We start from the raw sequence: 14,487 nt of genomic DNA, 5'->3' as shown, positions 1-14,487 counted from the left end.
ATATTAAAAAGCATGGGGACCAGTCGACCTTTGTGAAAGTTGCGCCTCAGACGTTCTTCCTTCGGGATACTCAGATTGTTGCTGTTTGCGATATAAAAGAAGAGGCTCCGGCGATGTGTCGTTCAGAGGAGCCAGTTCCTTATGGCGCTCCGCCAAAAGGACAGGTTATGTCCTTCCTTCAGGCAGCAGAGGCTGTGCTTGAATTCTTTGCTAATAAGCAACCGATGCATTACCGGGATATTACTGACAAAGCCATGAATCAGGGCTGGTTGAATACCTCCGGCAAGACTCCTGAAGCAACCATGAACGCTCAGTTGGTGACTGAACTCAAACGATCAAAGGCCAGTGGTGAACCCGGTCGGTTTGTTCGCACATCACCCGGGTATTACAGCCTCGTCAAATGGATGGGTACCGGCCTGCCGTATCAGATTTCCAAGCACAACCGAGAGATCCGGAAGAAGCTGCTTTCCCAGCTGATGGATCTGAGCCCGGCACAATTCGAGGAGCTGGTTGGACAGCTGCTGGCTGAGATGGGCTTTGAAAGCATCGAGGTGACTAAGTACGGTGGCGACGGCGGTATCGATGTCCGTGGCACGCTGCTGATCAGCGATGTGGTCCGCATTAAGATGGCTGTTCAGGCAAAACGCTGGAAAGGCAATATCCAGAGCCCGACTGTTCAGCAGGTACGCGGCAGTCTTGGTGCGCATGAACAGGGATTGATCATCACCACCAGCGACTTCAGCACCGGAGCCATCAAGGAAGCCAATCAGCCGGATAAAACGCCCGTGGGCCTGATGAATGGCGAACAGCTGGTCACACTGCTGATGGAATACAACATAGGTGTCCGCCGCATGTCACACGACCTTTTCGAGCTGGAGGAACTGCCGATCGCTGAACAAGAGAACGATTTAGAAAATAAGGGGCTGAAATGAAAAGCAGACTGAAGAATCTTTACAAATACCTGATTGAAAACCGGAAACATGAAGTCAAAGGCTGGCATGATGCCTATCGTGAGTTTTACGGTCAGGTCGGGCAGATCCGTGAACGTATCAAATCAGGAGAAGGCTTATCTCAAACTGATGAGGCTTTCCTGAAGCAGCTCCTCTATGAAAAAAGCAACGGGATCGCTTCTCGCGGCCAGTCTGTTTTAAGCAACGAAAACTTTCAGGCTTTCATCAAAAACAAGGATTTCATATCTGCGCTGGAAGAATTCATCCAGACCCCCAACAAAGAGAACTTCCAGAAATTTGACGATGCGTGGTCTGCCCAAGGCAAGTCCAACAATCCGGTTCTTGTCAATCGTGTGGCGGCAGCCTGCACGCTCGAAGTCTCCACTACTGTTGATTCCGGTAAGTTTAATCAGGTCTTCAGCTGGCTTATTCGTGAAGGAATTATCCCGGCATATCCGGCCGAAGAGGATCAAGATTGGTATTCAAAAAACATTTTCCTGCTGAAGATCATCAAAGATGAGTTCAGCGATGAGCTTCGGGACAATAAAACGGACGAGTTTTATCTGAGTCAGTTTGTTTGGGTGCTCTACGAGAATCTGTCCAATCCATTCAGCCTGAAAAAGCAGATCGTTAAATACGGCGCTCCCGGAACAGGGAAAACATACCAAGCTCGCCAGCAGACCTCTCTGTTGTTTGATATCTGGAAAGAAGAGTTTGCTCCAAACAGCGCTCTCACACATGGAAGTCAGATTGAGCTGGTGCAATTTCATCCGTCTTTCAGCTATGAGGATTTCATGGAGGGCTTACGCCCCGTTCTGGATGGTAATGGAGCCGCGCAGTTGACGTTGCAGAATGGTGTTTTCAAGGAGTTTTGTCGAAACGCCGGAAAGTGGGAGATTGATGTTTGCGGTCTTGGTCTCGATCGGGACTGGGAATCAATTACGATCGATGAGCTTCGTCCCCATAGAGAAAAATTATCAGGTGATCATTGGCAGTACATCTTCGAAATCTCAGACGCATCCAAGCTGGTATCCGATGCTGTACCTCCATTCTTCTTTATAATCGATGAAGTGAACCGGGCTGAGTTGTCTCGGGTTTTTGGTGAGCTGATGTATTGCTTGGAATATCGAGGCATTAAAGGCGGCGTCAAAACCCAATATGCCAATTTGAATAACGAAGGCACCGGCATGCTTCAGACCGATCAAGGATACCTGTTCTTCATCCCGACAAACATCTATCTGATCGGAACGATGAATACCATTGACCGGAGTGTGGAAAGCTTTGATTTCGCTCTCCGACGCAGATTCCGCTGGGAAGAAGTGACGCCGGATACAGGGCTATTGAGATACCATCTGAACCAGTTCTGCAAAACCTGGGTCCCTCTGGCGGATAACCTTGAACGGCTGAACACCCAGATAGCCAAGGAACCTTTGCTGGGCCATGATTACCAAATCGGTCATGCCTATTTGATGAACTTGAAGTATGCCACCAGCCTTACGGTTGCGGAAGTAAGAGAGCGTGTCTGGGATGATTGCATCCGGCCTTTGCTGCAGGAATACCTACGCGGTACCGGCAAGGAGGCTGAGCTCATCGGTTCTTTCGGAAAGGCATTCGGGGTTTAAATCGTGTGGCTGTTCGATATCATAAAGAACGGGACTCTGGTCGATAACCAGTCTTATTTGGTCAACCAAGGCATCTTGACCAATAGACGTTTGGGTGAATCGATTGCCCTCAGTACCAAATCAAAAGGCCAGTGGACCTATCCTCATAACGACGAGTCTGCTATTTGGCATTTTTTAAATTCGGTTTCTCGTGATGTCGAAAAAACGCTGAATGACAATATTGCCGATGCACTAATCCTATTCAATGATGAAGATTACGAACACAATACCGACGGCGGCTTTATCGGTGTAACCGGTACGGATGCCAGAAATTTCAATCTCAACACAGGCAATCTGATTGGGTTTGTCAAACGTGGGGATTATTCCCTGAAGATCAGCTCACGTTTTGGTGATGCTTTTCTTCAGTACATCATTGCCGATGCCGACGGGTTTCTTGAACTGGAAAATATTGGCGGTGAAAGTCACGCCGATGGTTACGAGTGGCTCCTTGCATATCTTTGGAATATCAAGTTCAAGAGAGCTTACCGGCTGGGGCTGCCCAAGACCTACATTACAAAGAATGATCGGATTTCCCGCGTTCGCGGAACAATCGATGCGGTTGACTACTTCCGGAACAAAACCTCCGGAAAGTACTTATGCTCCTACCGTGAACACAGCTACGACAGCCCTGCGACCTCACTTTTCATCAAAGCCTATGAGGCGGTTGAGCAATACTCTTTTTGCCAGCGTACAAGGAATGTCTACAATGCTTTTCTTACCGCTAATCAGGGTGTGAAAAGATCCCGTCAGGAAATCTTGAGAACGCCGTATTTCACCAATCCTTTCTACAACGACTATAACGTGCTGATAGATTTATCGAAACAAGTCATCAACCAGCAAGGTTCTGATTTTGACTCCCAGCATGATTCGAGCGCCTTCTTTTTCGATATATCGATGCTTTTCGAATATTTTATCCGGAAGCTCATCAAGCGAGATGGGGTTCGGCTGCTTAGCAAGTTCGAGCGACGCTATGAAATACCGGCCGGTGCTCTCGGCAGCTACATGCGCAAACTTGAACCGGACCTTGTTTTTGAGAGTGATGGCGGTCTGTACGTCTTTGATGTGAAGTATAAAGCCTTTGACCCACAATTCGGCGTCAAGCGAGAAGACCTTTTCCAGCTGCACACATACATAGGGCAGTATGGAAATGGGGCCTCGATAAAGGGGTGTGGCTTTGTTTACCCGATATCTGAAGATAGATGGGCTGCACTCAATCTGGATAAAACGCAGGGGCTAATTTCTGATGTTGTTCGCCAGCAAGGACAAGATATCCCGTTTCATGTCCTTTTCCTGAAAATCCCTGACAATACATCTCTTGATTTTAACAGGCTCATGAGCGAACAGTGTCGTATGTTCATTGATACTATACAGTCGAGAATACTGATTAAGGAAAAGATCGCTGCATGGGCATAGGTAAGAATTCAAGAGCCCAAGGATGCCTGCTGGGCCAGCTTGCTGGTGATGCACTGGGGAGTCTGGTTGAGTTTCAGTCCCCAGATGAGATTCGGCGCAGCTATCCTGATGGTGTCCGGGAGCTGGCCGATGGTGGCAAATGGAATACCATTGCCGGTCAGCCGACGGATGATTCTGAGATGGCTCTGCTCCTTGCTCGGATGCTGGTGAAAACCGGTTCTTATGATCCGGAGGCGGCACGTAAAGAATATCAATACTGGTTGAGTTCTGATCCGTTTGATTGCGGCATGACCATTTCGGCCGGGCTTCGGGGCAACCCCAATCCGGAAAGTCAGGCCAACGGAGCGATGATGCGGATCAGCCCGCTCGGAATATTCGGAGCCGGATTTGAACTGAATCAGGTCGCTGAATGGGCCATGCAGGATGCAGCAATTACACATCCCAACCTGATCTGCCAACAGGCCAACGCGCTGTTTGCCATGGGGATTGCCCACGCTATTCAATCCGGCTGCGACCGCAAAGAGCTGTACCAGCACATCCGGCAGTGGGGGCTCGACATGCCCGTTGAACCCGCTTTGCTGGGTACCATCGACAAGGCAGCCGAAGAGCCGCCAGCGGACTACGTTCACCAGCAGGGCTGGGTAATGATCGCTTTTCAGAATGCCCTGTATCAGCTGCTTCAGGCATCGAACCTCGAAGAAGGTGTTGTCGATACCATCATGCGCGGTGGCGACACCGATACCAACGCGGCCATTTGCGGGGCGCTGTTAGGCGCTGTGTGCGGTCGGGAGGCTATTCCGGCCCAGTGGCTCGACTCCCTGCAGAACTGCCGCCCAGGGGCCAGACATCCGCGAGTACACCACCCACGCCCGGAATGCTTCTGGCCGGTGGATGTTCTGGAGCTGTCGAAACAACTAATTTCTTACAACATATAAAATGGAGGTCACTATGACTAAAAAAGCAGGTTCACATCATGTAGTCCCAAACGCCGATGGCGGCTGGGATGTCAAGAAAGACGGAGCGACCCGCAGTAGCGGCCACTTCGACAAGAAGCAGGATGCCGTCGATGCCGGGCGCAAGATCAGCCAGAACCAAAGTACTGAGTTTGTTATCCATGGGAAGGATGGAAAGATTCAAAGAAAAGACAGCCACGGAAACGATCCATATCCACCCAAGGGCTAACAACAAGACATGGTTTGTAAAACACACCGCCGGGTATTCAACCGGGAATCGAACCCACGTCCGTTCTCTGTTTCGGGAAAATGTAGAGAATTAAATTTCTCTCGGGGTCCGACAGGTTGAATGGATTTGATGTGAGATAAGGTGTTGAATAAACAGGGTTTGCGGATGTATTTTGGTTTGGAGAACGAATTGGGGTAAGGCTCCGTGTCCTCCCTGTTCCAGGCGCCGGATTGCAAACAGTGGTTCGAGCGCTGGCAGGCCCGGCTGAAACGGCAACCCGATTCCCGTGAGGCATCCCATAGGCTCATGACAACCAGCAACCCGGCGGTCATTGCCCGCAATCACCGGGTGGAAGAGGCTCTGGAGGCGGCCGTGGAGCGGGCCGACTTCACCGTCATGGAAAAGCTGCTGGGATTTCTGTCGCAACCCTACCAGGATCCACCGGAACAGGCCGGCTATCACCTGCCGGCGCCACCATCGTCGCGGGCCTACCGCACTTTCTGCGGGACGTGAGCCCGCCGGCGAGTTGATCCTCTTGGTACCGCACCATGGAAACAGATCCGGCATCGTTGGTATAGGGGCAATGCCGGGGGAGGGGGTGGTGCCGGCGTTGACCGGGGATGGAGGTTAAAGGGTAAAGGGGCGGCGCTCTAGGTTCCTTTTTCAACCATCGAGCCTGGTTGCCGGCGCATGCAGTTGCTGATTGTTCCGGTATGATGTTGATCGGCAAAGTGAAGTGCGATGCAAGTTTATGTTCTTCTTGTCGTTGCGAATCTGGATAACTGACGAACGTCCCCCCGGGCGCCCGTCCCCCCGGGCGCCGTCCCCCCGGGCGCCCAGGATGGCGCCCGCGGATATGCCCCGGGTGAGCGCGTGGGCGTGCTCGCGATAGGTGGCCACGACGGCATCGTCCGGTTTAAGCGCTTGCAGCACGCCGACGGCCACCGCCTCTTCTCCGTCATAAAGGTGCAGAAAGCCGCGTATCTTCATGGCGCTGTAGAGTTCGGCGCACTTTTCCTCCAGGCGCCGGATGCGGATCATGGCGCGCAGCAAGTGCAATGCGTGGTCGCGGTCCACCCCCGTCGCCGCCGAGGGATTGCTATCGGGTGAGTTCATGCCGAATCCTCCAGTGTCGAAAGGTCCCCTTCGGGCAGGCCCAGTTCGCGGGCTTTGAGCAGACGGCGCATGATCTTGCCGGCCTTGTTTTTGGGCAGGTCCGGCTTGAAATCGATCTCCTTGGGCGCCACGGCCGAACCGAGCTTTTTGCGGGCGAAACCGATCAGTTCCAACCGCAAATCATCACCGGGCGCAAAGCCCGGCTTGAGGGCCACGAAGGCCTTCACCATCTCCCCGATCAGCGGGTCCGGCTTGCCGATGACGCCGGCTTCGGCCACGGCCGGGTGCTCCATGAGGGTGCTTTCGACTTCGAAAGGGCCCACCATGTGGCCCGAGGTTTTGATGATGTCATCGGCGCGGCCCACGAACCAGAAATAGCCGTCCGCATCGCGCCGGGCCAGGTCGCCGGTCAGGTACCAGCCGCCATCGAAACATTTGCGGTAGCGCTCCTCGTCGTGCAGGTAGCCCCGGAACATGGAGGGCCATCCCGGGCGCAGGGCCAGATCGCCCTGGACGTCCGGCGCCTCGATCGGCTCGACGCTGCCGTCATTGCGGCGCCGGACGATGGCCGCCTCGATGCCGGGCAGCGGCCGGCCCATGGATCCGGGCCGGATCTCCATGGCGGGAAAATTGGCGATCATGATGCCGCCGGTTTCCGTTTGCCACCAGTTGTCGTGGATCGGCAGTCCCAAAGCCTTCACGCCCCACACCACGGCTTCGGGATTGAGCGGTTCGCCGACGCTGTGAAGGACGCGCAAACGGCTCAAATCGTAGTCGTGGACGGGCTCGATCCCCATGCGCATGAAACGGCGGATGGCCGTGGGCGCCGTGTACCAGACGCTCACGTGCTGTTCGGCAAGGATGCGGCACCAGCGCACGGCGTCGAAATCGGCTTCGTCGACCACGTTGCGGATGCCGTGCATCAGCGGCGCAATGATGCCGTAGGAAGTGCCGGTCACCCAGCCCGGGTCGGCCGTACACCAGAAGACATCGTCCGGGTGAAAATCCATCACGTATTTGCCGGTCATGTAGTGCACCAGCGCGGCGCCGTGCACATGGAGCGCGCCTTTGGGCATGCCGGTGGTGCCGCTGGTGAAGTGCAACAGCGCGACATCTTCGGGGTCGGTCGGGGGGATGACGAAGTCGGCGGAGGCCGCCGCCATGCGTTCGGGCAGCGACAGGAGACCGCCTTCCGGATGGCTCTCTGCATCGGTCAGGAGCACATGCTCGAGCTTGGGCAGCTTGTCCCGCAGGGGGTGCACCTTCAGGCGGTAAAGCCGTTCGCTGGTCAGCAGGAGTTTCGCATCGCCCCGGCTCAGTCGCTGGAAAATGGGTTCGGGCCCGAAGGCGGAGAAGAGGGGACAAAAGACGCTGCGATTTTTGAGGGTGCCCAGGGCCGCGACATACAACTCGGGAATCCGCCCGGCCAATGCGCAGACCGTATCGGCTGCGCCGATGCCCAGTTCGCGGAGCACATTGGCGAAGCGATTGCTCAGGGCTTTCAGTTCGGCATAGGTGATGGCGCGAACGGCGTCGTCGGCACCCAGCCACTGCAGGGCCACGCGGTCGCCAAGCGGTCCGTCGGCATGGCGATCCACCGCCTCATGGGCGATGTTGAGCCCCCTATTGTCCGGTAGCCCCTGCAGCTCCGCGCGGATCGCATCCCAGGAAAAGCCGGCACAAGTGGCGGCATAATCCAGCAAGTGCGGCATTTTTTGAAAAATTTCCGGGCACTTCGGGATGGAGGTCCAAAACAAGTTCGTACCTCGCTCGATGCTGTCTGTGAAACGGTGGGGCTTGAGCAACGGAGATGCTCGACCCTGGTGGCTCCGTGGCGCAAAGAAAAGCATCCTATAAAAAATCATAGGTCAGGGGGGCTGAACCTGTCAACGGATATGGGGATCAAACGAGTATGGGAATTGCGGAAGCGGGAATCACAAAGGTGGGAATCATGGATATTGGAATCATGGAAATGGGAAACGCCTGCGGGTATGCGCGCGGGTATGCGCAAACGCATAGGGATTCGCATATGGGATGCGCACAACGGATTCGAATAGGCCATGCGCATATGATGGGATGCGGTGTCCGGCAATCCGCAACGGCCCTGCATGCCATATCCCCGCACCGTCAAATATCCCCCATGACGCCCGGCACGCCAAACCCCTTCATGGCGGGACACCTTCCGTAGGGGCACGGCACGCCGTGCCCTGGTCCGCAACCCACCACGGCCGTTCCATTTCTTCCACCTACTTCTCCTCCTCCTTCACTACCCTCAACCACCACCCCCGCCGGTGTTTTGCTCGGCTACGCACGGTCCACTGCTTGCGTCTGTCGGTGCAGGGGCTTATGTTTGGGGATCAGGAAAGGAGATGGTCATGTATCAACGCATCCCCATGCCCGAAGGTCCCCTTTTCGGGGTCCGCATCCGCCAGGAGATCACTGAGCGGGAACACCGAGAGTTGGTCGGACTGATCCAGGCGCACAGCCGGCAGTACGGCCCGGTGCGGCTGCTGGTGGTATATGAGGCCGATTCCGGCTTCATGGGGGCTGAAAGCCTTTACGAAAATCTACGGTTCGTAAAAGAGACGAGCGAAAAACTGGTCCGCATGGCGGTCATCGGCGATCATGCCTGGGCCAACACGTGGGTGGCCCTGTTCGGGTTGTTCGGCGGCATCCGCGCCAATTACTTTGATCGCCCCCAAGCCGAAGAAGCTTTGTCCTGGTTGCAAGAACAGGCGTAACCCGCATGCTGCTGTTTGTGTTCTGCACCCCTTTGCAACCGACGATATGCATCCTTCCATGAAACGTATGGATACCTCTCCGTAGGGGCACGGCATGCCGTGCCCTGTAGCGCAACCCACCACGATTGGATCCGGTGCAGGGATACGAGCATTCTCTGAGAGGCGTGAAAATTTCGACAATGCCGGATCATTTTCGCGGCATTAGCAATATTGCCACCGGCGGGGGCACGGCGTGCCGTGCCCCTACAGCGTCGAAAATTCCTGCCGGGTCACGGTAAATCGCGACACCAAACCCGTGTGTATCTCCCTTGACGGTCCGGTGTGCATTCCCCCTGAATTATGGGATGATCGAACCTACAGGGCACTGCGACCCGCAGAGCAACCAAAATTGAAACCGATGGCGAAACAGGGTAAGCTGCGGCGGCGAGGATGGAGCGGCGAGGGTGGTTTGGTGGGCCGGCGACGGCAGGATATGCGTGCGGTGCGCCGGTGGGACGGGACCTTGGGCGGACTTGGGGGGTCGGAAAGGAGTTGGGGGGCATGGTGGATCGTGAGGTGTCGGAAGAGCGGGCCAAGCTGATCGAGCGGGGCAAGGAGTTGTCCTGCTTGTATGAGATCGCCAAGATCGTGGCGCCGTCGACCCGCTCCTTTTCGGAGGTGTTGCATGCCATTGTGAACATCCTGCCGTCGGCTTTTCACTATCCGGAGCGGGTGGGGTGCGCCATCCGGGTGGATGACCAGGTGTTCATGACCGAGGGCTTTAGTCCATCCACCAGCAGGATCAGCGCCACATTGACCATCGAGGGGCACCCCAAGGGGGTGGTCGAGGTATTTTACAAGCAGTCGGGGGAGGGGAGCGATGATGACCGGGAGGATCGTTTCCTGCCCGAGGAATCCAATTTGCTGCAGACCATCGCCCGTCAAATCTCCCTGATGATCGAGATCAAACTGGCCAACGAGAAGCAGCGCGATCTGGAAAACCAGCTGCGGCACGCGGATCGTTTGGCGAAGATGGGCCAATTGACGGCCGGCGTGGCCCATGAGCTCAACGAACCCTTGTCGGGGATCCTGGGTTTTGCCCAGTTGGCGTTGAAAAAGATCGAATCGCCGGAGCAGGCGGCCCGCTTTTTGGACCGGATCGTGCAGTCGTGCCTGCACGCCCGCGAGATCATCAAAAAAATGATGCTGTTCAGCAGCCCCATGCCTCAGCACACGGCATGTGTGGATTTGAACCGCTTGCTGGCCGATGGGATCTCTTTCATCGTGCCGCGCTTCGAGAAGTCGGGCATCCGCTTCGAGACCGATTTCGATCCTGCCTTGCCGTCGATTGTCGCGGACACGGCCCAGATCACCCAGGTGCTGGTCAACCTGGTGATCAATGCCATCCAGGCCATGCCCGATGGCGGGGTGCTGACGGTGAAAACAGTTGCGGTGGAAAACGCCGCCCGCATGATGGTGCAAGATACGGGGGTCGGCATGGATGCCCGGACCATGGAGCAGATCTTCCTGCCCTTTTTCTCCACCAAGGATGTGGATCATGGCACCGGGCTGGGGTTGTCGGTGGTCCACGGGATCATCAATGCCCACCATGCCGCCATCGAGGTGCAGAGCCAGGTGGGCGGCGGTACCGTTTTTACGATCACTTTTCCTCCGGCCGAAACAGCATCTGCGCAATGCGGGGGCGAACAGCCCGCTTGATGCGATTGGGCAGCTGTTCGGAAGGCCCTGGGAAGGTATCTTTTTCACCGCGTCCCCCGGGAGGGCGCGCGGCGCCGTAGATGGAGGCGATCATGGTAGGTGCGGAAGATTTCGATTTCGACCCAGGCCGATTCAATATCCTGGTGGTTGACGACGCCGCCGATGCACGGGAAGTGATTCAGGCCCACTTGGAAGAAGAGGGGTACGGGGTGCAAACCTGTTCCGGCGTGGATCAGGCATTGCAAATATTGGCCGAATCGGCCTTCGACATCATCATCACCGACCTGCGGATGCCCAAGGCCGGGGGGCTGGAGATGGTGCGCCATGTCCGGCAGCACTTGCCCGACGCGGAGGTCATGATGGTGACGGGCTATCCTTCGATCGAAGGGGCCGTCGAGGCGCTGAAGACCGGTGCCGAGCACTATCTGGCCAAGCCGTTCACCGACTCGGAGCTGTTGGCGGCCGTGGCGGTGGTCGTGCGCAAATTGATCCGCAAGCGGATGGCCCACGACACCACCCCGCCCGCCGCTTCCCATGGAATCGTGGGCGCCTCGGCGGAGATGCAAAAAGTGTTCAGGTTGATCGACAAGGCCGGCGTCGCCGATGCCAATGTGCACATTTCAGGCGAGAGCGGCACCGGCAAAGAGTTGGTGGCGCGGGCCATCCACTATGCCGGAGCGCGCCGCTCGGCGCCTTTTGTGTCGGTCAACTGCACCGCGGTGCCGGAGAATTTGATCGAAAGCGAGCTGTTCGGCTACGTCAAGGGGGCCTTCACCGGCGCCGGCAACGCGCGCACCGGCTTTTTCGAGATCGCCCATGGGGGTACGCTTTTTCTGGACGAGATCGGCGACGCGAGTCTCGCCATGCAGGCCAAGCTGCTGCGGGCCATCCAGGAGAAGACCATCTACCGGGTCGGTTCCAGCCGGCCCATTCAGATCGACACCCGCCTGATCTGCGCCACCAATAAGAAGCTGTTGCAATTGATCGACAAAGGACTGTTCCGCGAAGACCTATATTATCGCATCAACGTGATCGACATTCCCTTACCGCCGCTGCGGGAGCGCGGTGACGACCTTTTTCTGCTGATCAAGCATTTCCATGCCAAGTTCGGCAAACAGATGGCCGGTCAAGCCCCCCGTTTCAGCGACGCGGCGCTGCGCCGCCTGAAGAGCTACGCCTGGCCGGGCAATGTGCGGGAACTGGAGAACCTGGTGCAAAAGCTGTTGTTGATGGCCGAAGGCCCGACCATCGATGTGGCTGATCTGCCGCCGGTCATGAAAAGCCGGCGCGCGCCGGTCGGAAGATTGGACCGCAGCCTCGCCGAGGTGGAGGCCGAGTACATCCAGAAAGTGCTGGAAAGCGTTCGCGGCAACAAAACCCGGGCCGCCGAAATTCTGAAGATCAACCGCAAGACATTGCGGGAAAAACTGAAATAGTATGCACCCTGCGTCGGGGCGAAATCTCCCGCCGGGCGTTTTCGCCCCGCTCTGAAAATCTTTCCGCCGGCCTCCCACCGAAGGCGGACCAGCCGCATTTCGGCGCTCGGCCGCCCATTGCACGCCACGGGCGGCTTTGCGCCAACCGCGGACGTTCCGTTTTACTTTCCTTCATTCCGGCACGTTATGTGCTTTAATGGAAGACATACCGGCGCCGCCGATGCGCGGTGTGCGCCTTTCCATCACTGTAACCCTTGAAAAGGAGAGTCAAAATGGACCGAATGAAAGTCAGGGAATTGATGCGGCCGGTCGACGAGTTCCAGCGAATCTCGAGCAATGCCACCTTCATGGAGGCGCTGGAGACCTTGGACAGGGCGGACCTGGCCTTCCGCTCCGGCAATGCTCCCGAGCGCATCGTGCTGGTCATGGGTGAACGGGGACGGATCGTCGGCAAGTTGTCGCCCATCGACGTCGTGAGGGCTCTGGAGCCCAATTTCGCCCCTATCGACAATATCAAACCCGGCTTCCACACCCGTTTGGCGCAGGCTTCGTTGGACGCCATGAAAGAACAGCTTCGCGTGTGGCACAAGCCCTTGACCAAACTGCGCCAAAAAGCCGAACGCATCAAAATTCGCGACTTTATCACCATGCCGCGCGCGGATCAGATGACCCAAGCCGAAGACACGGTGAATAAGGCTTTTCATCTCTTCATCGTCGGACGCCACGGCTCTCTTTTCGTGCAGGACGGCAGGGAGATCGTCGGCCTGATTCGGTTCTCCGACGTGTATCGCAAGATACGCGAGGCCATTCACGTCTCCCCGGCGCCGGTATTCGAGGCGGTGGCCGCACCGGCGTAGGCGGAGTGAACGGGTGCGGACGGGCAGTGGGAAGACCCGCGCCATACGACCGCACCCGCCGGCGCGATTCGCGCTGAACGGGCGGAGGAACCGTCCATCGCCCATGCCGACAGGAATCAACGGGTGAAAGCGAGAAAGATATTTATAACGCCCCCGGACAGGGCGCGTGTCGAACGGTTGATGCTGTTCTGTGATCTGTTCGATGCCGCGGAGCGGACCAATATCCGTCGGCTGTACTACGAAGTGTCCCGGGGGCGGGTGGTGCGTGCGGCGCAAATGCCGGACAATGTGGTGACCACCAATTCGCGTATCATACTCAAGGAAATGGGAAGCGGCGCGGCGCTCGATCTCGTTCTGGTGTTTCCGGACGATGCGGACGATGCGCTGGGGCGTGTTTCCATCCTGGCGCCCATCGGCGCGGCGCTCTTCGGCCGCCAGGTCGACGATCTCGTGGAGTGCCCGACCCGCAAAGGCGTTCGCCGTTACATCATCCAACAAACCACCTATCTCCCGCGGCAGCCGGATTGAAAATGACGGCGGCGGTTGTCTTGTCGGCCGCAGCCCCTGCCTACCAGTGCGGTTGGTTGCCGATCCGCAGCCCGGTGACATCACCGGCCGTCATCATGGCGATGAAGGCATCAGGGTCCTTGCGCAGCACGATCTTCTTCAGACATGCGATATCCCGGCGGTGGATGACCGAGAAGATAACGGTTTTGTCCGTGCCGCGATAACCGCCCTTGCCGCTGAGTTTGGTAATCCCCATCCGGTGGTCGTGGGCCAGGATGTCGGCGATCTCATCACAGTGGTCGGAAATGATGATGGCCGCTTCGCGCTTTTTCATTCCATGATAGACCGCGTTGGTGGCCTGCATCGTCACAACGGCGTAGATCAGGGAGTAGAGGACCTTGTCCAGGGGAAACAGGAAAGCGGAAACGGCCAGTACCAATATATTGACTAGGATCCCACCCGTGCCGACGGCTAGCGAAAACAACTTGTGCAGCATGACGCCGACGATTTCATTGCCGCCGGTGGATCCGCGGGAGCGTAGAATGATGGCGATGCCGATACCCGAAATGCCGCCGGCGATAATGGCACTGAGCATCGGATCGGCAATCGTCACCCGGTATGTCACCAGGTGCAGCATGATTGAATAGATCACCATCCCCCACAGGGAATAAAGAATGAAGCGGAGGCTGACGAAGTAGGCCCCCAGCAAGAAGATCGGGATGTTGATCAATATATAGATTTTGGCCAACGACAGCTCCGGGAACACATAGTAGACCACCAGGGAGGCACCGGTAAGACCGCCGGACAGGAACCCCTGATGCACCAGGAAACCCTTGATGGCGAATGCACAAATGGTGCTGCCCAGGGTCAACAGCAGGGTCTGCACCAAGGCCTCTTTGGAGAATTTGGTAATTTTCATCATCATC

14 protein-coding genes are annotated in these 14,487 nt (G+C 56.7%); 11 read left to right on the top strand and 3 right to left on the bottom strand.

Translation table 11 applies throughout. The annotated features are described in order from the left end of the window. The 6 genes from MRX98_RS11180 to MRX98_RS11155 form a co-directional block, all read left to right on the top strand. The coding region (locus tag MRX98_RS11180; RefSeq protein ID WP_246907459.1) for a restriction endonuclease at window positions 1–932 on the top strand (932 nt) is incomplete at its 5' end. After that, complete coding sequence (locus tag MRX98_RS11175) at window positions 929–2,572, top strand: McrB family protein (RefSeq protein WP_246907456.1); 1,644 nt, start codon at window positions 929–931, stop codon at window positions 2,570–2,572. The genes MRX98_RS11180 and MRX98_RS11175, both read left to right, overlap by 4 nt. A gap of 3 nt (window positions 2,573–2,575) precedes the next feature. Beyond that, window positions 2,576–4,024, top strand: coding sequence for a 5-methylcytosine restriction system specificity protein McrC (locus MRX98_RS11170; RefSeq protein WP_246907453.1), 1,449 nt, complete (start codon window positions 2,576–2,578; stop codon window positions 4,022–4,024). Then, entirely contained in the window at window positions 4,015–4,959 is a 945-nt protein-coding gene (locus MRX98_RS11165) for an ADP-ribosylglycohydrolase family protein (RefSeq protein ID WP_246907451.1), read from the top strand. Before MRX98_RS11170 ends, MRX98_RS11165 begins: the two co-directional genes overlap by 10 nt. Window positions 4,960–4,972: 13 nt before the next feature. After that, entirely contained in the window at window positions 4,973–5,206 is a 234-nt protein-coding gene (locus MRX98_RS11160; RefSeq protein WP_246907449.1) for a DUF2188 domain-containing protein, read from the top strand. A gap of 204 nt (window positions 5,207–5,410) precedes the next feature. Next, complete coding sequence (locus MRX98_RS11155; protein WP_246907447.1) at window positions 5,411–5,719, top strand: YdiU family protein; 309 nt, start codon at window positions 5,411–5,413, stop codon at window positions 5,717–5,719. 150 nt (window positions 5,720–5,869) lie between these two features. On the opposite strand, the gene MRX98_RS11150 is transcribed toward MRX98_RS11155, so the two are convergent. After that, on the bottom strand, window positions 5,870–6,322 hold the full coding sequence (locus MRX98_RS11150; protein WP_246907444.1) for a thiamine pyrophosphate-dependent enzyme: 453 nt from the start codon (window positions 6,320–6,322) through the stop codon (window positions 5,870–5,872). Beyond that, the gene (acsA, locus tag MRX98_RS11145; RefSeq protein ID WP_246907441.1) at window positions 6,319–8,034 is read right to left on the bottom strand and encodes an acetate--CoA ligase; all 1,716 of its coding nucleotides are present in this window, start codon (window positions 8,032–8,034) and stop codon (window positions 6,319–6,321) included. Before acsA ends, MRX98_RS11150 begins: the two co-directional genes overlap by 4 nt. Before the next feature lie 663 nt (window positions 8,035–8,697). Here acsA and MRX98_RS11140 point away from each other — a divergent pair. The 5 genes from MRX98_RS11140 (at window position 8,698) to MRX98_RS22170 (ending at window position 13,582) form a co-directional block, all read left to right on the top strand. Then, window positions 8,698–9,063: a SpoIIAA family protein gene (locus tag MRX98_RS11140; RefSeq protein ID WP_246907427.1), complete on the top strand. Its 366-nt coding sequence runs from the start codon at window positions 8,698–8,700 to the stop codon at window positions 9,061–9,063. A gap of 540 nt (window positions 9,064–9,603) precedes the next feature. After that, the gene (locus tag MRX98_RS11135; protein WP_246907424.1) at window positions 9,604–10,761 is read left to right on the top strand and encodes a sensor histidine kinase; all 1,158 of its coding nucleotides are present in this window, start codon (window positions 9,604–9,606) and stop codon (window positions 10,759–10,761) included. Window positions 10,762–10,853: 92 nt separating this feature from the next. Further along, window positions 10,854–12,197 carry a sigma-54-dependent transcriptional regulator gene (locus MRX98_RS11130; RefSeq protein WP_246907422.1) on the top strand — a complete coding sequence of 448 codons (1,344 nt, stop codon included), beginning with the start codon at window positions 10,854–10,856 and terminating at the stop codon, window positions 12,195–12,197. 272 nt (window positions 12,198–12,469) lie between these two features. After that, entirely contained in the window at window positions 12,470–13,054 is a 585-nt protein-coding gene (locus MRX98_RS11125) for a CBS domain-containing protein (RefSeq protein ID WP_246907419.1), read from the top strand. A 123-nt stretch (window positions 13,055–13,177) separates the two neighbouring features. After that, the gene (locus MRX98_RS22170) at window positions 13,178–13,582 is read left to right on the top strand and encodes a GreA/GreB family elongation factor (RefSeq protein WP_246907407.1); all 405 of its coding nucleotides are present in this window, start codon (window positions 13,178–13,180) and stop codon (window positions 13,580–13,582) included. Between the two features lie 40 nt (window positions 13,583–13,622). Here the strand turns inward: MRX98_RS22170 and MRX98_RS11115 are convergent, their stop codons facing one another. Next, entirely contained in the window at window positions 13,623–14,480 is an 858-nt protein-coding gene (locus MRX98_RS11115; protein WP_246907400.1) for a YitT family protein, read from the bottom strand. Window positions 14,481–14,487 lie beyond the last annotated feature (7 nt).

It is taken from the genome of Desulfatitalea alkaliphila, assembly GCF_022968795.1.
Taxonomy (GTDB): domain Bacteria; phylum Desulfobacterota; class Desulfobacteria; order Desulfobacterales; family Desulfosarcinaceae; genus Desulfatitalea; species Desulfatitalea alkaliphila.
This window is presented reverse-complemented; position numbering and strand designations above follow the sequence as displayed.

Coding starts and splice junctions, on each gene's coding strand:
- MRX98_RS11140 (WP_246907427.1), top strand. CDS start 8,698: ATGTATCAACGCATCCCCATGCCCGAAGGTCCCCTTTTCGGGGTCCGC.
- MRX98_RS11175 (WP_246907456.1), top strand. CDS start 929: ATGAAAAGCAGACTGAAGAATCTTTACAAATACCTGATTGAAAACCGG.
- MRX98_RS11165 (WP_246907451.1), top strand. CDS start 4,015: ATGGGCATAGGTAAGAATTCAAGAGCCCAAGGATGCCTGCTGGGCCAG.
- MRX98_RS11160 (WP_246907449.1), top strand. CDS start 4,973: ATGACTAAAAAAGCAGGTTCACATCATGTAGTCCCAAACGCCGATGGC.
- MRX98_RS11130 (WP_246907422.1), top strand. CDS start 10,854: ATGGTAGGTGCGGAAGATTTCGATTTCGACCCAGGCCGATTCAATATC.
- MRX98_RS11115 (WP_246907400.1), bottom strand. CDS start 14,480: ATGAAAATTACCAAATTCTCCAAAGAGGCCTTGGTGCAGACCCTGCTG.
- MRX98_RS11135 (WP_246907424.1), top strand. CDS start 9,604: ATGGTGGATCGTGAGGTGTCGGAAGAGCGGGCCAAGCTGATCGAGCGG.
- acsA (WP_246907441.1), bottom strand. CDS start 8,034: ATGCCGCACTTGCTGGATTATGCCGCCACTTGTGCCGGCTTTTCCTGG.
- MRX98_RS11125 (WP_246907419.1), top strand. CDS start 12,470: ATGGACCGAATGAAAGTCAGGGAATTGATGCGGCCGGTCGACGAGTTC.
- MRX98_RS11150 (WP_246907444.1), bottom strand. CDS start 6,322: ATGAACTCACCCGATAGCAATCCCTCGGCGGCGACGGGGGTGGACCGC.